At 41.2% G+C, this 22,894-nt stretch carries 22 protein-coding genes; 11 read left to right on the top strand and 11 right to left on the bottom strand.

Going from position 1 to position 22,894, the window contains the following annotated elements:
- The first annotated feature begins 17 nt into the window (after positions 1–17).
- The 3 genes from ychF (at position 18) to hemE (ending at position 3,209) form a co-directional block, all read left to right on the top strand.
- The gene (gene ychF / locus HMPREF9078_RS09620) at positions 18–1,109 is read left to right on the top strand and encodes a redox-regulated ATPase YchF (protein ID WP_009420495.1); all 1,092 of its coding nucleotides are present in this window, start codon (positions 18–20) and stop codon (positions 1,107–1,109) included.
- A 250-nt stretch (positions 1,110–1,359) separates the two neighbouring features.
- Positions 1,360–2,109 (top strand): triose-phosphate isomerase, encoded by a 750-nt coding sequence (tpiA, locus tag HMPREF9078_RS09615; protein ID WP_009420494.1) that lies wholly within the window; start codon positions 1,360–1,362, stop codon positions 2,107–2,109.
- A gap of 74 nt (positions 2,110–2,183) precedes the next feature.
- On the top strand, positions 2,184–3,209 hold the full coding sequence (gene hemE, locus HMPREF9078_RS09610; protein ID WP_009420493.1) for a uroporphyrinogen decarboxylase: 1,026 nt from the start codon (positions 2,184–2,186) through the stop codon (positions 3,207–3,209).
- A gap of 4 nt (positions 3,210–3,213) precedes the next feature.
- Here hemE and HMPREF9078_RS09605 read toward each other — a convergent pair whose 3' ends face one another.
- Entirely contained in the window at positions 3,214–4,242 is a 1,029-nt protein-coding gene (locus HMPREF9078_RS09605; RefSeq protein ID WP_009420492.1) for a low specificity L-threonine aldolase, read from the bottom strand.
- Positions 4,243–4,394: 152 nt separating this feature from the next.
- Between HMPREF9078_RS09605 and HMPREF9078_RS09600 the strand changes: the two genes are divergently transcribed.
- Both HMPREF9078_RS09600 and rimM read left to right on the top strand, forming a co-directional pair.
- Positions 4,395–4,937 carry a 30S ribosomal protein S16 gene (locus HMPREF9078_RS09600; protein ID WP_009420491.1) on the top strand — a complete coding sequence of 181 codons (543 nt, stop codon included), beginning with the start codon at positions 4,395–4,397 and terminating at the stop codon, positions 4,935–4,937.
- 4 nt (positions 4,938–4,941) lie between these two features.
- Positions 4,942–5,475: a ribosome maturation factor RimM gene (rimM, locus tag HMPREF9078_RS09595; RefSeq protein WP_009420490.1), complete on the top strand. Its 534-nt coding sequence runs from the start codon at positions 4,942–4,944 to the stop codon at positions 5,473–5,475.
- Between the two features lie 80 nt (positions 5,476–5,555).
- Here the strand turns inward: rimM and HMPREF9078_RS09590 are convergent, their stop codons facing one another.
- Entirely contained in the window at positions 5,556–6,509 is a 954-nt protein-coding gene (locus HMPREF9078_RS09590; protein ID WP_009420489.1) for a lysylphosphatidylglycerol synthase transmembrane domain-containing protein, read from the bottom strand.
- Positions 6,506–6,856 (bottom strand): aspartate 1-decarboxylase, encoded by a 351-nt coding sequence (panD, locus tag HMPREF9078_RS09585; RefSeq protein WP_002672875.1) that lies wholly within the window; start codon positions 6,854–6,856, stop codon positions 6,506–6,508. Before panD ends, HMPREF9078_RS09590 begins: the two co-directional genes overlap by 4 nt.
- Before the next feature lie 319 nt (positions 6,857–7,175).
- Between panD and HMPREF9078_RS09580 the strand changes: the two genes are divergently transcribed.
- The 5 genes from HMPREF9078_RS09580 to HMPREF9078_RS09560 all read left to right on the top strand — a co-directional run bounded on the left by HMPREF9078_RS09580 (position 7,176) and on the right by HMPREF9078_RS09560 (position 13,754).
- Positions 7,176–8,543 (top strand): TlpA disulfide reductase family protein, encoded by a 1,368-nt coding sequence (locus HMPREF9078_RS09580; protein ID WP_009420488.1) that lies wholly within the window; start codon positions 7,176–7,178, stop codon positions 8,541–8,543.
- A gap of 98 nt (positions 8,544–8,641) precedes the next feature.
- Positions 8,642–9,910, top strand: a complete 1,269-nt coding sequence (locus tag HMPREF9078_RS09575) for a pitrilysin family protein (RefSeq protein WP_009420487.1) — start codon at positions 8,642–8,644, stop codon at positions 9,908–9,910.
- Positions 9,911–9,920: 10 nt separating this feature from the next.
- Entirely contained in the window at positions 9,921–11,291 is a 1,371-nt protein-coding gene (locus HMPREF9078_RS09570) for a pitrilysin family protein (protein WP_009420486.1), read from the top strand.
- Between the two features lie 558 nt (positions 11,292–11,849).
- Positions 11,850–12,917 carry a class II fructose-bisphosphate aldolase gene (gene fbaA / locus HMPREF9078_RS09565; protein ID WP_002672889.1) on the top strand — a complete coding sequence of 356 codons (1,068 nt, stop codon included), beginning with the start codon at positions 11,850–11,852 and terminating at the stop codon, positions 12,915–12,917.
- A gap of 108 nt (positions 12,918–13,025) precedes the next feature.
- Positions 13,026–13,754, top strand: coding sequence for a Bax inhibitor-1 family protein (locus tag HMPREF9078_RS09560; RefSeq protein WP_009410716.1), 729 nt, complete (start codon positions 13,026–13,028; stop codon positions 13,752–13,754).
- Between the two features lie 282 nt (positions 13,755–14,036).
- Here the strand turns inward: HMPREF9078_RS09560 and HMPREF9078_RS09555 are convergent, their stop codons facing one another.
- The 4 genes from HMPREF9078_RS09555 to HMPREF9078_RS09540 all read right to left on the bottom strand — a co-directional run bounded on the left by HMPREF9078_RS09555 (position 14,037) and on the right by HMPREF9078_RS09540 (position 18,085).
- A complete protein-coding gene (locus HMPREF9078_RS09555; RefSeq protein WP_009420484.1) occupies positions 14,037–15,155 on the bottom strand; it encodes an ABC transporter permease in 1,119 nt (372 codons plus the stop codon).
- A gap of 7 nt (positions 15,156–15,162) precedes the next feature.
- Entirely contained in the window at positions 15,163–16,293 is a 1,131-nt protein-coding gene (locus HMPREF9078_RS09550) for an ABC transporter permease (protein WP_009420483.1), read from the bottom strand.
- Between the two features lie 37 nt (positions 16,294–16,330).
- A complete protein-coding gene (locus HMPREF9078_RS09545; protein ID WP_009420482.1) occupies positions 16,331–17,065 on the bottom strand; it encodes an ABC transporter ATP-binding protein in 735 nt (244 codons plus the stop codon).
- A 114-nt stretch (positions 17,066–17,179) separates the two neighbouring features.
- On the bottom strand, positions 17,180–18,085 hold the full coding sequence (locus tag HMPREF9078_RS09540; RefSeq protein ID WP_009420481.1) for an ABC transporter ATP-binding protein: 906 nt from the start codon (positions 18,083–18,085) through the stop codon (positions 17,180–17,182).
- 153 nt (positions 18,086–18,238) lie between these two features.
- On the opposite strand from HMPREF9078_RS09540, the gene HMPREF9078_RS09535 reads away from it, so the two are divergent.
- Complete coding sequence (locus HMPREF9078_RS09535) at positions 18,239–18,568, top strand: multidrug efflux SMR transporter (RefSeq protein WP_009420480.1); 330 nt, start codon at positions 18,239–18,241, stop codon at positions 18,566–18,568.
- A gap of 9 nt (positions 18,569–18,577) precedes the next feature.
- Here HMPREF9078_RS09535 and HMPREF9078_RS09530 read toward each other — a convergent pair whose 3' ends face one another.
- The 4 genes from HMPREF9078_RS09530 to HMPREF9078_RS09515 all read right to left on the bottom strand — a co-directional run bounded on the left by HMPREF9078_RS09530 (position 18,578) and on the right by HMPREF9078_RS09515 (position 22,303).
- Positions 18,578–19,135, bottom strand: a complete 558-nt coding sequence (locus tag HMPREF9078_RS09530; protein ID WP_009420479.1) for a hypothetical protein — start codon at positions 19,133–19,135, stop codon at positions 18,578–18,580.
- Between the two features lie 116 nt (positions 19,136–19,251).
- Complete coding sequence (locus tag HMPREF9078_RS09525; protein ID WP_009420478.1) at positions 19,252–20,181, bottom strand: HlyD family secretion protein; 930 nt, start codon at positions 20,179–20,181, stop codon at positions 19,252–19,254.
- The gene (locus HMPREF9078_RS09520) at positions 20,178–21,470 is read right to left on the bottom strand and encodes a TolC family protein (RefSeq protein ID WP_009420477.1); all 1,293 of its coding nucleotides are present in this window, start codon (positions 21,468–21,470) and stop codon (positions 20,178–20,180) included. The genes HMPREF9078_RS09525 and HMPREF9078_RS09520 overlap by 4 nt, the downstream gene beginning before the upstream one ends.
- Before the next feature lie 218 nt (positions 21,471–21,688).
- Complete coding sequence (locus HMPREF9078_RS09515) at positions 21,689–22,303, bottom strand: TetR/AcrR family transcriptional regulator (protein WP_009420476.1); 615 nt, start codon at positions 22,301–22,303, stop codon at positions 21,689–21,691.
- Positions 22,304–22,894: the final 591 nt, after the last annotated feature.

Raw genomic sequence — 22,894 nt, 5'->3', positions numbered from 1 at the left:
TTATACAATAAATATATATGAAAGCAGGAATTGTAGGACTGCCCAATGTGGGGAAGTCTACTTTATTTAATTGTTTATCAAATGCTAAAGCACAGAGTGCTAACTTCCCTTTTTGTACTATAGAGCCCAACTTGGGTGTTGTAAACGTACCTGACCCCCGTTTAGAGAAACTCGAAAGCCTTGTAAAACCTGAGCGTGTAATGCCTGCAACGGTAGAGATTGTAGACATAGCTGGACTGGTGAAAGGCGCTAGTAAAGGCGAAGGTTTGGGTAACCAATTTTTGGGAAATATACGTGAGTGTAATGCGATTATTCACGTATTGCGTTGTTTTGAGAATGACAACATCGTACACGTTGATGGAAGTGTAGACCCTATACGCGATAAAGAAACTATTGATATAGAATTGCAGTTAAAAGACCTTGAAACGGTTGAAAAACGCTTGGAGAAAGTAACGCGTGCAGCGAAAGCAGGCGATAAGAAAGCGGCAAAAGAAATGGACTTGCTCAACCGTGTAAAGGAGGCATTGCTCACGGGTGTTTCGGCTCGTGCGGTGCAAGTAAGCGATGAAGAAAAAGAATTGCTGGACAGCTTCCAACTGCTCACTACCAAGCCTGTGCTATATGTGTGCAATGTAGATGAAAAATCGGCTAAAAATGGGAACGCTTATGTGGAACAAGTGAAAAATGCCGTAAAAGGTGAAGATGCCGAAGTGATTGTATTGGCAGTAGCCACTGAAGCTGACATCACCGAATTGGAAAGTTACGAAGAACGCCAAATGTTCTTGGAGGATATAGGTTTAGAAGAACCAGGAGCCTCTAAACTGATTCGTGCAGCTTATCACCTGCTGAACCTACAAACTTATTTCACCGCAGGGGTAAAAGAAGTGCGTGCGTGGACGATTCATCAAGGAGACACTGCTCCTCAAGCCGCAGGGGTAATTCACACCGATTTTGAGAAAGGATTTATTCGTGCTGAGGTAATCGCTTATAATGATTTTATTACTTATGGCAGTGAGGCTAAAGTAAAAGAAGCTGGTAAAATGCGCGTGGAAGGTAAAGAATATATCGTGAAAGACGGCGACATTATGCACTTCCGCTTTAACGTATAAAAAAGCCGGTAAGCAGATTCCCATCGCTTACCGACAAAAATAATTCTAAATTAAATAATCTTTATGGTTCAACTTTGTGCTTGAAAAGCAATCGCTTTTAAAAGACGAGGCAAAGATATGGCAATATTCTATTAGAAACAATATAAATTAGCTAATTAGGTAATTCGTTAGTAGTGTTCATCAGTAATTTTGCTAATTGATAAATTATTTATATCTTTGCCGAGATGTTAGAAAATAAAAAGTTCATTATATGAGAAAAAAAATTGTAGCAGGGAACTGGAAAATGAACAACGACCTTAACAAGTCGTTAGCACTTATTTCCGACCTATTAAAAAAAGTACCTCAAACAAATACTGAGGTAATGATTGCCCCTACCTTTGTAAACCTTATTCCAGCTGTAGAAGCAGTAAAAGGTAGCCACATCGAAGTAATTGCGCAAAATATGCACTTTGCTGAAAACGGTGCTTACACGGGAGAGATTTCGGCTGAAATGTTAGGCAGTATTGGGGTAAAAACTACTATTTTAGGACACTCTGAGCGCCGTGCTTACTTTAACGAAACTGATGAGAGTTTAGCTAAAAAAGTGAACACAGCCCTTAAACACAATATGCGTGTAGTGTTCTGTATTGGTGAAGAGTTAGCTGACCGCAAAGCTAATAAGCACTTTGATGTGGTAGGTAGCCAAATCAAAAATGGTTTGTTCCACTTGCCTGCTGAGGCTTGGCAACATATTGTATTGGCTTACGAACCTGTATGGGCTATTGGTACAGGCGAAACCGCTACTCCTGACCAAGCACAAGAAATTCACCACTTTATTCGTAAAACTATTGCTGACAAATATGGCAAAGGGGTTGCTGATAAAGTATCCATCTTGTATGGAGGTAGTGTAAAACCGGATAATGCAAAAGAAATCTTTGCAAAAGAAGATGTAGATGGCGGACTCATAGGTGGGGCTGCCCTTAAAGCTGATGATTTTGTTACTATTATCAAAAGCATTTAAAAGTTATTATTCCTTTTATAACGACTGTCCAATGAACTTTGTTCTTGGGCAGTCTTCTTTATGTAAATTAAAATATGATACAAAACGACTTATTCTTAAGAGTACTCAACGGTGAGGTTACTGAACGACCGCCTGTGTGGATGATGCGTCAAGCAGGACGCTATTTGCCCGAATTTAGAGCTTTACGCGATAAATACGACTTCTTTACGCGCTGTCAGACACCGGAGCTGGCTGCGGAAATCACCGTACAACCGGTAGATATAGTAGGGGTAGATGCTGCGATATTGTTTTCGGACATATTGGTAGTGCCTCAGGCTATGAATATAGAAGTAGAAATGAAAAAAGGCGTGGGACCGTGGTTGCCTAAGCCTATCCGTACAGCTAAAGATGTGGAACAAGTAATTGTGCCTAATATTGAAGAGCGTTTGGGCTACGTAATGGAGGCAGTAAAGCTCACTAAGCAAATGCTGAACAATCGTGTGCCCTTAATTGGCTTTGCGGGTTCGCCTTGGACAATTTTCTGTTATGCGGTGGAAGGCTCAGGTTCACGTGATTTTTCGACGGCTAAGGAGCTTTGTTTTACGCAGTCTTCGGTAGCACATAGCTTATTGCAAAAGATTACTGACACAACGATTCTTTACCTGAAAGAAAAAGTAAAAGCAGGGGTAGATGCCGTACAGCTTTTTGATAGCTGGGGAGGAGTGTTAGCTCCTAACGACTATCGCACATTCTCGTGGCAATACCTCAACCAGATAGTAGAAGCTCTTGCTCCTTTTACCAAAGTGATTGTCTTCGCGAAAGGCTGTTGGTATGCTTTGCCTGAAATGGCGACTTCTAATGTAGCTGCTTTGGGCGTAGACTGGACGTGTGCTCCTGAAATAGCGCGCGAACTTACAAGAGGTAAAAAAGTATTACAAGGTAACTTCGACCCCTCACGACTCTTAGCACCTCCTGCCGAAATCAAACAGAAGGTGAAAGAGATGATAGATGCTTTTGGAAAAGACCATTATATCGCTAACTTAGGGCACGGTATCTTACCTAATGTGCCCGTAGAAAACGCTATTGCTTTTGTAGAGGCAGTAAAATCTTATCGCTTATAAAAAGCTATAGTTTTTTAATAACGTTAATGAGAGTATCCACATTTTCTGGTTTAGTAGCCCAAGAAGTGATAAGACGTATGGCAGTATGGGTTTCATCGACTTTCTTCCATATATAAAAATCGAATTGCCTTTGGAGAAGAGCTACTTGCTCATTAGTGAGAATAGGGAACACCTGATTAGTAGGAGTATGCGACAAGAAGTGTACTCCTTTTTCTATAAAAGCGTCTTGGATACGTTTAGCTTGAGCATTTGCGTGAAGGGCTAATTCGTTAAATAAATTGTTTTGGAAAAGCTCCAAGAACTGTATGCCGAGAAACCTTCCTTTGGCAAGTAAAGCCCCTTTTTGTTTGATATGGTACTCAAAGCCCAATTGAAGTTCAGGATTGTTTAAAACAATTGCTTCTCCCATTATTGCCCCATTTTTAGTAGCTCCTATATAGAAAGCATCGGTATAACGAGCTAAATCTTCCCAAGTAATATCATTGCCAGAAGCATTGAGAGCGTGAGCTAAACGCGCTCCATCGATATAGAGTAAAAGGTTTAGTTCTTGACACAGGTGGTACAAATCTTTTAATTCTTGAAGCGTATAGATAGAGCCTACTTCGGTAGCATTGGAAATATATACTAATCGGGGCACTACTTGATGAGGAAAATTGGTGTAACAAGTAGCTACTTCACGAATATCATCAAGTTGTATTTTGCCATCTATTGCGGGGGTGAGGTGTATTTTATGTCCGGTAGCTTCGATAGCACCTGTTTCGCTATCGCAAATATGAGAGGTTTCGCAAGTAATAACGCTCTCATAAGGACGTAACATTGCTCCTAATGCTAAGAGATTGGCTTGTGTACCTCCGCTTACGAAATATATTTTACTTTGAGGATTATTTAGTTTTTCGGCAATAAGAGCTTTTGCTTTAGTAGTATAAGTATCACAACCATATCCTTGTTGTTGTTCGAGGTTGCTTTCTAACATTCGGTTTAAAATAGAAGGGTGAGCCCCTTCGGAATAGTCGTTTTTAAATGATATTTTCATAGTTTGTTCAAAGGTAATAGAGAGCTGCTATTACGAATTCAGAATGCAAAAGTAAAACTTTTTTATGTAAGAACGTTGTGAATATGAAAAAATTTATTACTTTTGCGCCCGAATTAATAACGAGGTCGTGAACCTCACTAATTAAATTTTTTATGCCAGTAAAAATTAGATTACAACGTCACGGAAAAAAAGGCAAGCCTTTCTATTGGATTGTAGCTGCTAATTCACGTGCAAAAAGAGATGGTAAATTCCTTGAAAAGTTAGGAACTTACAATCCTGTTAGCAATCCTGCTCAGATTGAAATAGATGTAGATGCAGCTGTAAAATGGTTGAAAAACGGAGCACAACCTAGTGACACAGCACGTCGTATTCTTTCTTACAAAGGGATATTGCTAAAATACCACTTGCTTGGTGGAGTTGCCAAAGGAGCTTTGACCGAAGAACAAGCAGAGGCTAAGTTCAATGCTTGGGTAGAAGAGAAAGCTAACAAAGTATCTACAAAAGAACAAAAATTAGCTAAAGAGAAAGCAGAAGCAAAAGCAAAGGCTTTGGACGCTGAAAAAGAAGCTAATGAGAAACGCAAGAACGCTGCTGTAGCTAAAGCTACCGAAGCAACAGCTGAAGCAACCGAAGAGGTTACGGAAGCTACCGAAGCTGAAGCTCCTGCTGAAGAAAATAACGAAACTGAGGCATAACCCTATGACTTTAAAAGATTGTTTTTATATAGGAACAATTGCGTCAAAGTTTAGTTTTAAGGGCGAGGTGCTAATTAAGTTAGATTCCGACGACCCTGAAATGTATGAAGAAATGGAATCAGTATTTATTGCCTTAGGCAATAATCTGGTTCCTTTTTTTATTGAAAAGAGCACTTTACACAAGTCGGATTTATTGCGCGTGAAGTTTGAAGAGATAGAAACTGAGGCTGATGCAGAAGCTCTATTGAGACACAAAGTTTATTTACCTCTTGCAGTATTGCCTAAACTATCGGGGAATAAGTTTTATTACCACGAAGTGATAGGGTTTCAGGTGGAAGATGTGCACTACGGAGTAGTAGGGAAAATAGTTGGAATAAACGACAGTACTTCTCAAGCGTTATTTGAAATTGAGAATGAGAACGGAAATGAGATACTTATTCCTATGGCTGATGAGTTTATTGAGAAGATAGATAGAGCCCACAAGAAAATTATTGTAAAAACTCCAGAAGGGCTTATTGATTTGTATTTAGAAAATTAAGAACAAACATAAAATATAAAACAAGGTTATCAAAAGCTGTTTTGATAACCTTGTTTTATTTACCTTAATAAGAAAAAAATCTACGGATTATGCTTCTTCAACAAGGGAAGAAAAAAGAATGAAAGGCTACCCAATAAGAGCGTCATAGCAAATTGTGACGTCCATACAATCCAACCAAAGGCTGTACCCACAGGAGTAGCTACTCCAAACAAAAATAGTACTTCGGCAATAAAAAAAGGATAAGAACCAAAGCCTGCATTGGTGAAGGTCATTGCAAAACTACCCACCACAAAGGCTGTAAGCACATTGGGCAAACTGATATGTGCGGTTTCGGGGAGAGCAAAAAACGGAATATAGAACATCAAAAAGTACATTGCCCAAATGAAAAGAGTATGAAAAAGAAATAGCGTTCTATGTTTTATTTTTACGACTGATAGGATTCCTTCCTTTATTCCGTTTAAAAAGACTTTTACCTTGATAAAAAAAGGTTTATCGGAAGCGTAAATAAAATACAAAAAAACTATAAACGAAAAACCTCCTATACCCATCAACCACATTAGTTTTTGAAAAGAGATTTTGGAGAGAAGAAAGTTGCTTATAACCTCGAATTGGAGAATGAAAGCGAGCATAGTGAATAGGAAAAGTAAAAGCAGGTCGATAATTCGTTCGGAGATGATAGTGCCTAATGATTTCTCGAAAGGGACTCCGTCGTAATTGCTTACTACTAACGCACGAGAGACCTCGCCTGAACGCGGTATGGTTACATTCACCAAATAACCAATGAACACAGCCATTGCTCTATGTAAGAAAGCTGTGCGGTAACCCAAAGGTTTTAGCAACAAATGCCAACGTATAGCTCGAGAAAGATCGCTTAAAAATCCTAAAAATACAGCCAAAATGATATAGAAGTAATCAGCGTTTAGAAAAGTGTGTTTTATTTGGACAAACTGTTCTTCGTTAAATTGGCGATAAGCATACCAACACAAGAAAACGCCTACAAATATCGGAAGGGCTATCTTTAAGAACTTTTTCATTCGATTAGGTTGGTTGTTTCATTAGGGAAGATAATAGAAGGCTTAAAAGTTTTAGCTTCTTCAAAATCCATTAAAGCGTAGGATATGATGATGATGATATCACCTTTTTGCACTTTACGAGCAGCAGGGCCATTCAGTACAATAGCACCTGATTTTCTCTTTCCTTTAATAATATAAGTTTCGAAGCGTTCGCCATTATTAACATCTACAATCGACACCTTTTCTCCCTCAATCATTTGAGCTGCCTCCAACAAATCTTCGTCAATGGTAATGCTTCCGATATAATCTAAATCGGCACCTGTAACCTTGACGCGGTGAATTTTAGATTTTAATACTTCTATTTGCATATTTATATTTGTATTGTTTTAAAAAACGGCGCAAATGTACGTTAAAAAATTGAAAACAGTGTAAGAAAGAAAAAAATTATGTTTACCTCTGCCCTACCCTTAGCCTACACAAACCTTGGACGATTGTTATACAAAGAGTATTTATAAGTTTAATATTCAACATCTTAAAGAATAGTAATTTTATATAAATGAGATTATCATTCTCAGTTTTTAGTTAGAAAGATTTATTTTGCATAAATTACAATAGAAAAAAATAGGAAGAAAGTGCTTGTTTACTAAAAAATATTCTTATCTTTGCCACCTAATTATATTTTTACAAATGATGATGAAAAAACTATTTATTTTGTCGTTAGCCGCAATAGGCTTTGTAGCTTGTAGTAAACGAGCTGATTATATAGTGCTTTCAGGAAAAGTAGAAGGCACTAATGGGATTCCTTTGGAGCTGAAGATAATAGGTGGTGAAGTAGACCAGCCATTGCATATCAAACCCGATGGTACTTTTCAAGACACGCTTCGCGTACCTTCTAATTACTATACTATTTTCAATCCTCAGGGAATAGAAATTCCGTTGTATTTGGAGCAAGGAGACGAACTTGGGGTTAATATCGACCTCACTAAGATGCCTTTAGAAATAAAGTTCTCAGGCAAGGATACGCTTGCAAATGCTTATTTGCACAAGAAAGCTGACCTTACGATGGAAATTCAGAAAAGTGGTGGTATGCAACAACTTTTAGTTAAAGCACCTGCAGAATTTAAAACAGCCGTAAATGAGTATAGCAAAAAGTATACTGACCTTTTGAACAACACTAAGAACCTCTCTAAAGACTTCGTTAAAAAAGAGGAAAAGGCTATTAACTACGAAATGCTTTACTTAAAATCTATTTACAAAAATGCACACCAAAAACTCACTCAAGAAGAGGTAGCACTTCCTAAAGAGTTTGCTGATGAGCTCGCTAAGATAGATTATGATATTGCTGAAGATTATAATACCTACAGAGCTTACAAAGAATTAGTTACTAATAAACTATTCGATAAGTTTCAAGATAACGAAAACGACGAAAACCCTTGGGGTAAACTCATCGCACACGTAAAAGGTCTGAAATCTAAAAACATCAAAGCAGACCTTACTCGTTATTTTATCAGTGGAGTTTCAGTAGCTAACACTCCTGAAGAAAATGCTGAACTCATCAAAAGTATCAAAGAAAACGTGAAAGACACTGCTGCCTTAAAAGAGTTAGACAGACGTATAGCGGTACTTGAAAGACTAAAACCTGGCACAGATTTTCCTCCTTTTACAGCTGAAGATTTGAATGGCAAACCAGTATCTTATGAAAGTCTTAAAGACAAATTGCTTTACATCGACGTTTGGGCAACTTGGTGCAAGCCTTGTATAAAAGAAATACCAAGTATGAAAGCTTTGCAAGAAGCATACAAAGGCAAACCCGTTACTTTTGTAAGTATTTCAGTAGACCAAGACAAAGAGGCTTGGAAAGCTGCCGTACAACGTGAGAAGCTGAGTGGTATCCAACTATATACTAACCTAAGTATGAACCGCGATTTCATAGATAACTACGACCTAACCGGTATTCCTCGTTTTATGTTAGTGAAGAATGGTAAAATCATTAGCATTAGTGCACCTAAACCATCAGATGCTAAGGTAAAAGAACTTATCAACGCGAATTTATAACAAATACTTTTTTCATATTGAACAACTTTGCTAAAGCCATACAGACTTTAGCAAAGTTTTTTTGCTAATTATCTCATCGACAAATCGACAAATTAACTATGGCTCAATCTCTCATTTTTGAAGAATACGACCTCTCTAATGGACTACACGTGATTCTTCACCGAGATAACTCAGCTCCTGTGGTTACCATAGGAGTAATGTATCACGTAGGTGCTAAAGACGAAGACCCTACCCGCACTGGCTTTGCCCACTTCTTTGAGCATCTCCTTTTTGAAGGCACTCAGCATATAGCACGTGGGAAATGGTTTGATATTGTATCGGCAAATGGCGGACATAACAATGCTTTCACTACGCAGGATAAAACTTATTATTATGAAGTCTTCCCGTCTAACAATTTGCAATTAGGCTTGTGGATGGAATCCGAACGTATGTTGCATCCTGTTATCAATGAGATTGGAGTAAGGACTCAAAATTCAGTGGTAAAAGAAGAGAAAAACCAACGTGTAGACAATACACCTTACGGCAGAATAATGTACCGCTCGGCTATTAATCCGTACCTTTTTAAAAAACACCCTTATTTGGGAACGGTAATTGGAAAAGTGGAACATTTAGACGCTGCAAACTTAGAGGAGTTTATCGCATTTAAGAAGAAGTTCTACAACCCTAACAACGCTGTACTGGTGGTGGCAGGCGATTTCGATACGGTACCGACCAAAGAATGGATAGAACAATACTTTGCGACCATTCCTAATACGGGTAATGCTATACAACGTAACAAAATAGAAGAAGCTCCTATCACTAAAACTATTGAGGTAACCGAATACGACCCTAATATACAAATCCCACTGAAACTATATGCCTATCGCACTCCCGCAATGACGGACAAAGATTCGTTTACTATCGACTTGCTTTCTAACATTCTCACTGACGGAAAGAGCGCTCGCCTCTACAAAAAGATGATAGACGAGCATCAAACAGCTTTGCAGGTATTGGCTTTTTCGGACGCTCAAGAAGATTATGGCGTTTATATAATGGGAGCACTCCCTATGGACGGTGTGAGTTTGGAAACTTTGGCACAAGAAATGGACGAAGAAATTACAAGACTACAAACCGAACTCATCAGTGAGCGAGAATATGAAAAGTTACAAAACCAGATAGAGGCTAACTTTGTGTCTCAAAATAGCCATATGGAAGGAATTGCCCTCTCTTTGGCAGACAACTATACTTTCTACAAAGACACTAACCTTATTAACAAGGCTATAGACCACTACCGCACTATTACCCGAGAGGATATCAGAGAGACTGCACGCAAGTATTTGGACAAAAACCAACGTTTAGACCTCAATTATTTACCTTCAAATCTATAAGTAAACTAAAATGACACATATAGACCGCTCTATACAACCCACCCCAGGAGCTGCTCCTATCATTAATTTAGGGACACCTGTCACTCATACCCTCCCGAACGGACTCACTCTCCTTATTGTGGAGAACCATAAACTTCCTCAAGTGGGAATTCGCCTTTCGTTAGACGAATGTCCGGAATTAGAAAAAGAAAAGAAAGGAATTTCTGACCTTATTTCGCTAATGGCGGGCAATGGCTCTACCTCTATCAGTAAAGACGATTTTAATGAGGAAATAGACTATCTCGCAGCGACTCTCTCTATCGCTTCTAATGGCGTTTATGCCCAAGTACTCTCTAAATACTTCCCGCGTGTGTTGGCTCTCATTGCTGATGCTGCCCTGCACCCTAACTTCACCGGAGAGGATATGGAAAAAGAAAAAGCGCGCATTATCCAAAGTATTCGTGCCAATGAGAGTAATGCCGAAGTGATTATGAAGCGCGTACAGCAAACCTTACGGTACAGTACGGCTCACCCTTACGGCGAATACATTACCGAAGCTCACATCGCTGCCCTCACCTTAGACGATGTAACTAACTATTACCGCAAACGTTTTGTACCTAACAACGCTTATTTGGTTGTTACAGGTGATGTAAACCCCGAAGAGGTAATTACTTTGGTAAACGAACATTTCGCTGATTGGCAACCTTTTTCAGAAGAAGCTCCTGCCTTATATATCCCTGAGAATGTAAGTGAAACACAAATCAACTTTATAGACTTACCCAGCGCGGTACAATCGGAAATAAGGGTTACGAACCTCATCGACCTAAAAATGTCGCACCCTGATTACTTCCCTCTATTGGTAGCCAACAGTATTTTAGGTGGAGATTTTGGCAGTTATATCAATATGAATTTGCGGGAAGAACACGGCTATACTTATGGAGCTTTTTCTACTTTCAAAACGGATAAATGGACAAAAGGCAATTTCAGCATCAAGACCAAAGTAGGGAATGCCGTAACAGCACCTGCTATTAGGGAGATACTCAAAGAAGTGAAGCACATACAAACTACTATAGTGAGTGAAGAAAAGTTGGCACAAGCCAAAGCACAGTACTTAGGTCAGTTTGTACTGGCTACCGAGCGTCCGCAGACGATTGCCAATTACGCTATCAATATAAAAGTGCGCAACCTACCCGAAGATTTTTACAAGAACTATATTGCAAACATCAATGCAGTAACCAAAGAAGACGTACAGCGAGTTGCTAATAGCTATTTTCTATTAGAAAACTTCAGAATCATCATTGTAGGCAAAGGCAGTGAGATAGCGAGAGAGCTTGATAATATTAGCTTTGACGGGAAAAAAATCTCTGTGAAGTATTTTGATAAGTATGGGGAAGCAATTTAGTGAAAAATGAAGCGTTAAAGGTACGAGTCGCACAGGCAGGTGCGAGTCGCACAGACAGTCGTAGCACGGTGCGAGCCACACGGACAGATAGATAAAAGACGAACAAGATATCCTCTCCCCAACCCTCTCCCAAGGAGAGGGAGTGTAGTAACGGAAAAGTGGGACGAAGGAATGACGAACAAATGACGGTGCGAGCCGCACAGGCAGATAAAGAAAAGACGAACAAAAGACGAACAAAAGACGAACAAAGAACGAACAAAGAACGAACAAAGAACGAAAAAAGAACGAACAAAGAACGAACAAAGAACGAACAAATGACGAACAAATGACGGTGCGAGCCGCACGGGCAGAGGAACGAATGACGAACAAAGAACGAAGAAAGGGAACATCTAAACCAAATATAAGTCGAAGATAAGTGGTGAAAAACACGAAGTAATTTTGGTTATTTGAACTAAAAAATATAAGATTTATTTTGAAGATATATGAGAAAATCGTATCTTTGCCGTCAATTATGACATAATGAGTAATTCTGAAAACTAAAATTAATTATATTAAAGAATGGCACATAACATTAAAAAAGGCGTAATTCTTGGAAAAGAAGTACAAGAAGTATTTAAATACGCTAAAGAAAAAGGCTTTGCTCTTCCTGCAGCCAACGTTATCAGTTCAAACTCTATCAACGCTGCATTAGAAACTTCAGTAGCTGTAAATGCCCCAATGATTATCCAATTTTCTAACGGTGGTGCTCAGTTTATGGCTGGTAAAGGATTGAATAACGACAACCAACGCGCTTCAGTTCTCGGAGCGGTAGCAGGTGCTAAACACGTTCACCAATTGGCAGAAGCCTACGGAGCATCTATCATTTTGCACACTGACCACTGCGCTAAAAAATTACTTCCTTGGCTTGACGGTATGCTTGAAGCATCAGAAAAACACTTCAAAGAAACAGGTAAACCATTGTTCAGCTCACATATGATTGACCTATCGGAAGAGCCTATCAAAGAAAATATTGAAACTTGCAAACGTTATCTTGAACGTATGAGCAAAATGGATATGACTTTGGAAATAGAACTCGGTATGACCGGTGGTGAAGAAGACGGGGTAGACAACTCACACGTAGATAGTAGCAGGCTCTTCACACAACCAGAAGACGTAGCTTACGCTTACGAAGAACTTTCTAAAATTAGCTCACAATTCACCATTGCAGCTGCTTTTGGTAACGTTCACGGGGTGTACAAACCTGGCAATGTGAAATTGACACCAAAAATTTTAAGAAATTCACAAGACTACGTTTCAAAGAAATACAATTTGCCTCACAACGCACTCGACCTCGTATTCCACGGAGGTTCAGGCTCTACCCTCGAAGAAATCCGCGAGGCTATTTCTTATGGTGTAATCAAAATGAATATTGATACCGACTTGCAATACGCTTTCACTGAAGGTGTTCGCGACTATATGAAAGCTAAATCAGCTTACTTGCAAGGACAAATAGGTAACCCAGAAGGTCCCGAAGCGCCTAACAAGAAATACTACGACCCACGTGTATGGCTTCGTGAAGGCGAAAAGACATTTGTTACTCGTTTGAAAAAAGCGTTTGAAGACCTTAACAACGTAAATACTTTATAGTAGTATTTCCCCACCTGATAACTTTGCCAAGAAGCTACAGCAACCTCTGCCAATAGACTTTTTGGCAAAGTTTTTGATATATGAACACAAACATTTTTAATTAAACATATGGGATATAATTCAAATTACGACAGCTACAACACTAACTATCAATCACCTCAAATAGTAAGCTATGCTACTAATGAGGCACAAGCTACCTTTTACCGCAAAACTTACTCACACGTAGCAATGGCACTTTTGGCTTTTATAGCTGTAGAAGCTATTTTGCTAAATGTAGTACCAGAAAGCCTTATCATCTCTATGGTAAGTGGCAAATGGGTATGGCTATTGATTTTGGGAGGCTTTTGGTTAGGCTCAATCCTTGCCAGCAAATGGACGCAAGCACAAGATAAGAATACCCAATATATGGGCTTAGGACTTTATGTGTTACTCGAAGCTGTTATCTTTATGCCAATAATCTTTTTGGCGATGTACTTTACTGATGGTACGGCTATCCTTTCGCAAGCTGGTATTATTACACTTGCTTTGTTTGGCGGACTTACAGCGGTGGTATTCCTCACCCGCGTAGACTTTTCGTTCTTGCGTAGCATATTGGTAATAGGAGGTTTTGTAGCCTTAGGACTTATTGTGGCAGGAGCTATCTTTGGTTTCGATTTAGGACTTTGGTTCTCAGTAGCAATGGTTGCTTTGGCAGCAGGCGGTATACTATATGAAACTTACAATATCAAAAATGTATACAGCACTGACCAATACGTAGGGGCAGCTTTACAGTTGTTCTCTTCTATTATGCTACTTTTCTGGTATATATTGAGAATACTTATGTCGAGAAGAGATTAATCTGTTCTCCTAAAATATTATAGTCAAACAAAAATAAATTGCGAATAAATAGACTTGTTCTTAGAGGACGATTTGCAAATCGTCCCTACAATATACTGAAAAAGCGACTGATTATCAGTGTATCAACTTTGCCAAAGTCTGAAACTTTGGCAAAGTGTAGCGACGCAAAATTTGCAAACCAATTCTGATAGACTGTAAATGATAAGTTCCATCATTGAGTACAATGAGATTAGTACTCTTGATGGAACTCTTGTATTATATGAGGTTATATGACGGATTATGTTAGCTTGTCTTCTTATAATTCCAAATAGCCCAACTATTGAGTAGCACAGCGAATCCTACAAGATACAAAAACTCTATGTGTAACTGCTCAAAACTACTGCCTTTGAGCACAATTAAGCGGACAGCATTCACAAAATGGGTTACCGGAATAGCATTACTCACCTGTTGACTCCAAGCGGGCATACTGTCTACACTGGTGAGGAAACCACTCATCAGTAGGAATATCATTATAAAGAAATAGGCGATGAACATAGCCTGCAACTGTGAATCGGCATAGGTGGAGACGAGCAGTCCGAAGCCGAGAATCGCTATGAGGTACATTGTGGCAAAGGCATACAAGGTGAGTAGATTTCCTGCGGGGAAGATACCATAGACTACATACATCACCGTAAGCCCCAAGGTGAAGAGGATTAACCCTACTACCAAAAAGGGTATGAGCTTTCCTAATATAAACTGCCACTTCTTGATAGGCGTTACATTTATCTGCTCGATAGTGCCTATTTCCTTTTCTTTGACTACATTGAGTGCTGAAAGAAAGCCCCCGATAATAGTGAGTAATATAGCTAAAATACCTGGAACAATGTAGCGCGTGTATTGCATATAGGGGTTGTACCAATGGGTGCTCTCCACACTGATTTTGGCTACATTACCTATGTGTTGGGGTGCTTTTACATTTACATCGAGTTGGGTGTTGAAGTCACGTATCACCGTAAGCAAATACGCTCCTCCTAAAGACGACTTGCTCCCATTAATCGCATCGATAGAGAGACCAAGTGTCTGCTTTCCTTCGCGTACGAGGTTGCGCTCAAAACCTTCGGGGACTTCTAAAACTACATCAGCTTTGCCGTCTTCTATCAGGGCGATACCTTCCTTATAGGAGAAAGGAGCCTTTACGAGCTTAAAGTACCCTGACGCAGTAATCTTCTGTATCAGTTGGTGAGAATAGGTACTTTGGTCGTGGTTGATATACACAAGGTTGATGTTCTTCACATCGAAATTGGCAACTAAGGGCAATATAATCAGTTGGAAGATAGGTGCCACAAACATCATTGCCAAGATCGTCTTATCTCGGAATATCTGCTTAAATTCTTTTTGTAGTATAAAGCTTAACACTTTCATTTCTTCTTTATTGTAATCTAATCTTAAACTTCTTCATTGCAAGGCTTAAGAAAATTACCGCCATTGCTATTAATATCAGCGTTTCTTTCCATACGTAAGTGAAATCCAACCCTTTGAGCATTACTTTCTTCACGATACTGTAGTAATAACTTGAGGGGAAGACTTTGGATATTCCTTGAAAAATAAGGGGCATATTCTCTATGGGGAACATAAAGCCGGTAAAGAATGCCGTAGGAAGCATCATTCCCATCATAGCGATGAGCATAGCCGTTTGCTGTGAGGCGGTAACGGTGGATATGAGTAGCCCCAACGACAAACAGATGATGATAAACAAGGTGCTTTCGGCGTAAAGCAACAGCAGATTGCCACGTATCGGGACATCAAGCATATAGACCGATAGCAGGAGTATCACAGTGAAGTTGATGAGCGAGAGAATAAGGTAAGGCACGGCTTTGGCAATGAGTATCATTATAGGTTTGAAAGGCGATACCAAAAGGATTTCCATAGTACCTAACTCTTTTTCACGCACTACCGCTACCGAGGTGAGGGCAGTGCTCACTATCATAAAGACGAGCGCAATCACCCCAGGGACGAAGTTCATAGAGCCATTCTGCTCCTCATTGTACAGCATTCGGTTTTCTAAGGTTATCTGGTAGGGTAGTTGTACAGCAGGGTTCAGCTCTTGCTGATAGCTCGCTACCATAGCCGAAAGGTAGTTCTGCACTGTTTTAGCCGTATTGGGGTCACTCCCATCGGTGATGAGTTGTAGGGGGGTACCACTGGGGGTGTAGAGGTCTTTTCCGAAATCGGGAGGGAAGATGAGCGCAGCTTTTATAGTGCCACGCTTGAATTGGTCTTCTACTTGGTCGTAACGGAACAGAGGCTCTTTCAGCTTAAAATACGGACTCGCCTGCAAGCGGTGCGTGATTTCTTGGCTATAGGTATTGTTTGCCTCATCTAATACAGCGATACCGATGTTCTTGACCTCGCTGCTGAGGGCTTGACCAAAAAGGATAATCTGCGCTATGGGGATACCAAAGAGTATCAGTAGCGTGCGACGGTCGCGGAATACGTGATAGAATTCCTTGCGTATAAAGGCGATGAGCTGTTTCATATTAATAGGTGGGCGAATTGCCATTTAATAGATGGGCGAATTGCCATTCGCCCCTACGGGGTTATTCATTACGTTTTGCTTTACGGGCGAGTTGGTAGAACACCTCGTCCATTGAATGAGTGTTAAACTGTGATTTAAGGTGGGTGGGCGTATCCATTGCTTCCACTTTGCCGTCTACCATTATGCTGATGCGGTGGCAGTATTCGGCTTCGTCCATATAGTGAGTGGTAACGAATACGGTGATGCCCTGTGCGGAGGCTTCGTATATCATATCCCAGAACTGACGGCGCGTTATGGGGTCTACGCCACCGGTAGGCTCGTCGAGGAATACGATTTCGGGACGATGGAAGATAGCCACCGAGAAAGCGAGCTTCTGCTTCCAGCCCAGGGGTAGCGACCCTACGAGTTTGTTGGCTTCAGCCTCCAAGCCGAGCTTGGTGATAAGGTCGGTACTGCGGGTTTTGATTTCCTTTCGACTCAAGCCATAGACGCCTCCGTAGAAGGTGATGTTTTCCTGCACGGTGAGGTTGTCATACAACGAAAACTTCTGACTCATATAGCCGATGTGTTTTTTAATCTGCTCTTGCTGGCGATAGACATCAAAGCCTGCTACGGTAGCCTCGCCTGAGGTAGGGTAGGAAAGTCCGCAGAAGATGCGTATAGCGGTGGTTTTCCCCGCGCCATTGGCACCGAGAAAGCCGAAGATTTCGCCTTTTTCAACGGTAAGGGAAATGTTGTTCACGGCTTTGAAATCGCCGAATTGCTTTGTTAGATTATGACAGTGTATTGCGTACATCTTATTAAATTAGCAAATTAGCAAATGTGAAAATTAGCAAATTACCCCCACACATACTCTGCTGTCGCAGACTTCCCCGAAGGGGGACAAGCCAGAAAGGTGATAAATATTGCTTTAATTTTCTTCCATTAGGCGTATAAAACTGTCCTCGATGGTAGGGGTAATGGCTTTCCATTCGAGGTGGGGGAAGGTAGTTTTCAGCTGTTGCTCGAATATGGGAATATTGGTGTTTTCCTTGAGAGTAATGTGTAGGTACTCGCCAAAGGGGTAACAGCTATCAATGTTGGGGTGCTCGCGCAGGTGCTGGAGCAGTGCGTACAGATTGGGAGCCTTGACAGCATAGAGTGCCGTAGGGTACTGGGCGATGATTTGCTCGGGGGTGCTGGTGGAAAGCACCTTGCCTGATTGTATTAAGGCTATGCGGTCGCACAGACTGGCTTCGTCCATATAAGGGGTGGAAACGAGTATGCTGATGCCTTGCGCCTTCAGTTTCTTCAGCATCTCCCAGAACTCTTTGCGCGAAACCACATCTACCCCCGTGGTGGGTTCGTCTAACAAGAGGACTTTGGGTTTGTGAATGAGGGCGCAACATAGGGCTAACTTCTGCTTCATTCCCCCTGAGAGCTTGCCCGCGCGACGGTTACTGAACGGCTTTATCTGCTCATAAATATCTTTGATAAGGTCGTAATTCTCGGCGATAGTCGTGCCAAAAACAGTGGCGAAGAAGGTGAGGTTCTCTTCGACAGTGAGATCTTGGTACAGAGAGAAGCGCCCAGGCATATAGCCCACGTGCTTGCGGATTTCTTTATAATCCTTGACGATATCCCAGCCCTCGATACTTGCTGTGCCCTCATCAGGCAGGAGGAGGGTGGTGAGCATACGAAAGATGGTGGTTTTGCCCGCCCCATCGGGACCGATGAGCCCGAAAAGTTCGCCCTTTTTAACTTCTAAGGAAAGGTGTTGCACGGCGTGGGTATCTCCGTACGACTTGCTGAGGTTATGTATAGTGATGCTATTCATCTTTTGATTTACTGATTTGGTTATGAGCTACAAACTCTTTTCTTGGTAGGCACGAGCCACAGGCTCGCGCCAGCAGGGAGCCACACAGGCTGTTTTGTTTTCTATTGTTAAAAAAGGTTGTACTTTTGCCACGAATTTAGATATTATACTTATATGCATTACCTATACCTTACTTTAGCGATTGTTTTAGAGGTCTTAGCCACCGCTCTTTTAGGTAAATCGGAAGGGTTTACCAAGTGGTTATTTGTCGTAGGCTCGCTGTTGTCTTATGGTGTTTGTTTTTATTTTTTATCCTTAGCTCTCAAGAATATTCCACTGGGGGTGGCCTACGCTATCTGGTCGGGGGTAGGGATTGTACTGACAGCCATTGTGAGTATTCTTGTTTTCAAAAACAAAATAGACCTGCCTTTTGTACTGGGTTCCCTGCTTATCATCGCTGGCGTAGTGGTGATTAACCTTTTTTCAAAGGCAAATGGACACTGATTTTTCCCCTTATTTTTTATCTTTTCTTCTTGTTATCAAAATAAATACTACGCATATTACCAGTCCTACAAGAGCGGGTTTGGCTACTGACCAACCGCTTGCACCACTGCTCACCACGCTCCATAATAGTTTTAAAAGCGCTGCTAACACTACGGTGTAGAGCAATAAGCGCCATTTTCTCTTCCACGCTGAGACTATCAGCAGATAGAAAAAAAGCGGTACACTTAGTGAGAAAAGTATCTTTTTTGTGTCCCACGTGCCTTTGAGATAGTCCATTTCGTAGGCTAGGAAGCCAAGCACCTTAGGGTCGGTTTGTTGTGGAACGGAGAACCAAAACATACTAGTAAATAGGCAAAAGATACTCAATGACACTCCTGCATACGATTTTCTCAAAGCAAAATACACCATAGGCACGATAAAGAGCGGGCGCACATACCAGCTCAATATATTGTGATGTCGCGCAAAAGTCCACTCAAAAAAGGAGTCATTAGTGAGAAAGACTACTATAAAAACTATGGTAAGCAGGGCGAAAACCGTTGCTATTACTTTTTCGTATTTCTTTAACATAGGGTTGTATTTGTTAGTAAGCTACAAAAAATGTGCTAAGAGTATGAGTTACAAGCTCTGTTCTTAATAGGCACAAGCCATAGGCTCGCGCCAGCGGAAGGGGGTGTAGAGCGAGGTTATTTGAATAGCACTTCTCCGTACATTCCTATCTTTAAAAAGCCGTCGTTTTTAACCTTTATCTTGATGGCGTATACAAGGTTGGCGCGTTCGGATTTTGTTTGAATCGTTTTGGGAGTGAACTCGCTCTTTTGGGATATCCAGATAATTTCGCCTTGATAGGTGCGGTATGCGCCTTTTCCGGCATCGGTGCGCACGGTAACTTGCTGTCCTAACTTGATTTGGGATAGTTGGTCGCCAGTGATGTAGGCTTTGAGGGTTAGTACATCGGTATTAGCGATTTTATAGAGAGGCTTTCCAAAGGTCTGCATTTCCCCTTTGAGGGCGTAGTTGACGAGTACTGTGCCCGCAATGGGGTTGATAATTTCACCCTGATTGATTTGCTCTTGAACAGCCTGAGCATTCTTTTGCAGAGGGGCTTCTTGGCTTAATACATTGCGGTTTTGCGTGTTGATGTTGGTGAGACTGACCTTGAGTTGGTTTTCGGTTACGGCTATCTGCTTGCGAAGCTGGTCGATGAGGGCAGAGAGGTCGTCCAATTGCTTTTGTGTGGCAGCCCCACCACGTACTAAGCTCTGCGTACGCGTAAGTTCACGTTCCTGTTGGGCGAGTTGTGCGCGCTGTACTTCGAGTTGGCTACGAATGAGTGCCACCTGGTCGGCAGGGTTTTGGGTTTTCTCTTTGAGTGAGGCAATAGTGGCTTCCACCTGCTCTTTCTGTATCTTGAGAAGGGCGACGTTTATCTGACCGACCTTTTGACCTTCGGTAAGAGTTTTGCCTTCTTCTACATCGTAGTCGATGAGCTGCCCTGTCTGTTGAGCAGAAACGATGACTTCGTCGGCTTCGAAGTTGCCAGAAGCGTCAAATTTGTTCTTATTATTGCAAGCTATTAAAGCTATCAATGTAGTAATAAGTGCTATCTTTTTCATTTTCCTGTAATTAATTGATGATTCTCTTGAGCTTGGAGGAGTTGTATTTGGTGCAGGATAAGAGTTTGTTGGGCGAGATGCCAAGCATTGACTTTTTGCAAATATTCGTGAGTGGTGATAACCCCGTTATCCAACTGGACTTCGGCTGCTTTGGCGACGGAATGGCGTAGGGTTACTGATGCTTCATCTTGTTCTATCAGCTTTTGTAACTTTTTGAGTTGCTCGGACTGCTGAGTGAGTTCGAGTTTGGTGTTGAGTAAGAAGGCTTGGCGGTCGGCTATGAGGCTTTCGCGGTTGAGGCGTAGGATATGTCTTTTACTTGAAAGGTTGTATAGTGGACTGAGATTCCACTGCAAACGAAGCCCCGTGATGTAGTAGAAATCCGCTTGGTTGCTGAGCATATTGAGTGTGGGACGCCCGTAACCGCCTTGAAAAAACGCACTGAGTTTAGGTATATATTCGCTACTGAGCTGTTTTTCTTGCGCTTTAAGCAACGATTCCTGTAGCTGAAATCCTTTGAGTTCAGGGCGAAAAATATCGGTAATTAGGCTTTGAGATTGGGATTGAGGCGCAGGCTGTGCGAGCTGGGAAGCGTTGGTGAGCTCTTTGCCTATGAAAGTAGACAGCATTTGCAAGTAGGTAGCTTGGGTGGCTTCGTACTCGGTGGTTTGCATTGTCACGCGGAGGATTTCGGCTTTAAGCTCGTCTACATTGCTGGGGAGGGTCGTACCGTTTTTTAGGGCTACTTCCGCCTTCTTAAGTTGCGACTCAAGCGTTTCGATATTGAGGCGGTTTTGCGATAACTGGGCATTGATGAGGAGTACCCCAAAATATAGGTTACTCACACGTTGTTTTAGGGTGTATAACTGCGTTTCGACCGCTTGTGCTTGCACGGCACTTTGAGCTTTGGCAATAGCCTTCTGACTTTGAATCGTACCACCTCCATAGAGCAGTTGGCTTACCTCGCCCACGACCTTGTATTGCTCCTTGTCGATGATAGGCAAAGAGACGTTAGGAGGCAGTGGGAGTGCTCCTACAATGGTTTTAGAGAGGTCGGTTACTTCCGACTGGTAAGTGGCTTGCCCTAGGATAGAGACCTGTGGGAGGTAAGCACGATTGGCATTGGCAAGGGTATAGCCTTCGGTTTTGGCTACCAAATCGAGCTTTTTGATGGTAGGGTAGTTCTCACGAGTAAGACGATAGCAGTCCTCCAAAGAAAGGATAGCCTGCGCTTGCGTGGTGAAAATGAGGGCTATAGACGCGGTGAGTGTTAGGATAAGGTGTTTCATAGTGGCAATCCTCACCCCCGTTCCCCCTCTCCGAAAGAGAGGGGGCAAGCCATAAAACAGAGTAAAAGACTGATGAATTAAGGCTTTTAGGGGTATTATAATGTTAATAAATTAGTTTAACCATTTGGTTAGGGTATAGATAAAAAAATGTTATTTAGCCTCCGTTCCCCCGAAGGGGGACAATCCGCAAAGACAATTGTTTAAGAGAAATCGTATTATTATTTCCATAGCATCGCTTTAATCCATTGAGGGATAAGAGTTTTACGCTGAAGCATTAGGGCTTTGTACTGTTCTTCGGGTATGTTAATAATTGAGGTTAGGATAGGTTTTGCAATGAAAGGAAATATCACCAACCCGATGACGTTTAGGATAGCTTGCATTAGGTTAGGCTCTGTGACTTCGCCACGAGCTACGGCTTCGGCATATTGACGGGTGAGCACAGAGTGAGTAAGTGCCTCTTTAATAGGGTTTTGCTCTACAAATGCTTGCGGGTTAGGACGCACCTCATTGAGTATAAAGGTAGGTAATTCGGGTTCTTTGAGGAGTAAATCGACGTAGTTAGAGACGATGAGGTCTATTTTCTCATCGAGAGAGGTATTTTCGTCGTTCAGCATAAGGTTTACTCCTTTAAAGAATTGCGCCATTGTTTCCATCATTACCATTTCAAAGAGTTTTTCTTTACTGCGGAAATAATAGTTGAGCATCGCGTGATTGATACCCGCTTCTTCGGCAATATCGCGAGTGCGTGTGCCTGCAAAACCTTTCTGATGAAAGACTTTGCGGGCAGCGGCTTTGATGCGTTCTTCGGTGCTTATATCTTTTGTCTTCTTCATCGTTACTTCTGATTTTCGGGGGCAAAGGTACAACGAGTTTTTGAATTAACCAAATGGTTAGAACAAAAATTTAATTTACATAGTACGTAGGTAGTAGTAACAATCTAAAAGTCATATATTTACATATATAAATAAAAACCTATGGATAGGTGAAAAAATTAGAAAATTAGAAAATTAGGGAATTAGCAAATGGGAAGCGTAGTTAATGGTAAATGGTAAATGGTAAATGGTAAATGGTGAATAGTGAAATTGGGAGAGAGGTATACAAAGCTTATAGAATAATTAAAGAATGAGTGGCTTTACAGTGGCTCTACAGTGGCTCTACAGTGGCTCTACAGTGGCTCTACAGTGGCTCTACAGTGGCTCTACAGTGGCTCTACAATGAAGACTAACCAAAGATTAATTGAATACTAACTGAATAGCAATTGAATTTAGAATATTACTAATATCAATCAAGGGTTCAATTAATTGATGTGAGAAGAGTGTAGCTTACGCTACAGAAATCTTACAAATCTTTACAAATCTAACAAATAGTCAGTAAGCTATCTGAAAGTCTCGCAAAGACTTCACGGATTACACAGATTTAGCACA

The sequence above is a fragment of the Capnocytophaga sp. oral taxon 380 str. F0488 genome, from assembly GCF_000318255.2.
Lineage (GTDB): Bacteria > Bacteroidota > Bacteroidia > Flavobacteriales > Flavobacteriaceae > Capnocytophaga > Capnocytophaga ochracea.
The sequence above is the reverse complement of the archived record's forward strand: the minus strand, read 5'-3'. Positions and strand labels throughout refer to the sequence as shown.

Coding starts and splice junctions, on each gene's coding strand:
- ychF (WP_009420495.1), top strand. CDS start 18: ATGAAAGCAGGAATTGTAGGACTGCCCAATGTGGGGAAGTCTACTTTA.
- tpiA (WP_009420494.1), top strand. CDS start 1,360: ATGAGAAAAAAAATTGTAGCAGGGAACTGGAAAATGAACAACGACCTT.
- hemE (WP_009420493.1), top strand. CDS start 2,184: ATGATACAAAACGACTTATTCTTAAGAGTACTCAACGGTGAGGTTACT.
- HMPREF9078_RS09605 (WP_009420492.1), bottom strand. CDS start 4,242: ATGAAAATATCATTTAAAAACGACTATTCCGAAGGGGCTCACCCTTCT.
- HMPREF9078_RS09600 (WP_009420491.1), top strand. CDS start 4,395: ATGCCAGTAAAAATTAGATTACAACGTCACGGAAAAAAAGGCAAGCCT.
- rimM (WP_009420490.1), top strand. CDS start 4,942: ATGACTTTAAAAGATTGTTTTTATATAGGAACAATTGCGTCAAAGTTT.
- HMPREF9078_RS09590 (WP_009420489.1), bottom strand. CDS start 6,509: ATGAAAAAGTTCTTAAAGATAGCCCTTCCGATATTTGTAGGCGTTTTC.
- panD (WP_002672875.1), bottom strand. CDS start 6,856: ATGCAAATAGAAGTATTAAAATCTAAAATTCACCGCGTCAAGGTTACA.
- HMPREF9078_RS09580 (WP_009420488.1), top strand. CDS start 7,176: ATGATGATGAAAAAACTATTTATTTTGTCGTTAGCCGCAATAGGCTTT.
- HMPREF9078_RS09575 (WP_009420487.1), top strand. CDS start 8,642: ATGGCTCAATCTCTCATTTTTGAAGAATACGACCTCTCTAATGGACTA.
- HMPREF9078_RS09570 (WP_009420486.1), top strand. CDS start 9,921: ATGACACATATAGACCGCTCTATACAACCCACCCCAGGAGCTGCTCCT.
- fbaA (WP_002672889.1), top strand. CDS start 11,850: ATGGCACATAACATTAAAAAAGGCGTAATTCTTGGAAAAGAAGTACAA.
- HMPREF9078_RS09560 (WP_009410716.1), top strand. CDS start 13,026: ATGGGATATAATTCAAATTACGACAGCTACAACACTAACTATCAATCA.
- HMPREF9078_RS09555 (WP_009420484.1), bottom strand. CDS start 15,155: ATGAAAGTGTTAAGCTTTATACTACAAAAAGAATTTAAGCAGATATTC.
- HMPREF9078_RS09550 (WP_009420483.1), bottom strand. CDS start 16,293: ATGGCAATTCGCCCACCTATTAATATGAAACAGCTCATCGCCTTTATA.
- HMPREF9078_RS09545 (WP_009420482.1), bottom strand. CDS start 17,065: ATGTACGCAATACACTGTCATAATCTAACAAAGCAATTCGGCGATTTC.
- HMPREF9078_RS09540 (WP_009420481.1), bottom strand. CDS start 18,085: ATGAATAGCATCACTATACATAACCTCAGCAAGTCGTACGGAGATACC.
- HMPREF9078_RS09535 (WP_009420480.1), top strand. CDS start 18,239: ATGCATTACCTATACCTTACTTTAGCGATTGTTTTAGAGGTCTTAGCC.
- HMPREF9078_RS09530 (WP_009420479.1), bottom strand. CDS start 19,135: ATGTTAAAGAAATACGAAAAAGTAATAGCAACGGTTTTCGCCCTGCTT.
- HMPREF9078_RS09525 (WP_009420478.1), bottom strand. CDS start 20,181: ATGAAAAAGATAGCACTTATTACTACATTGATAGCTTTAATAGCTTGC.
- HMPREF9078_RS09520 (WP_009420477.1), bottom strand. CDS start 21,470: ATGAAACACCTTATCCTAACACTCACCGCGTCTATAGCCCTCATTTTC.
- HMPREF9078_RS09515 (WP_009420476.1), bottom strand. CDS start 22,303: ATGAAGAAGACAAAAGATATAAGCACCGAAGAACGCATCAAAGCCGCT.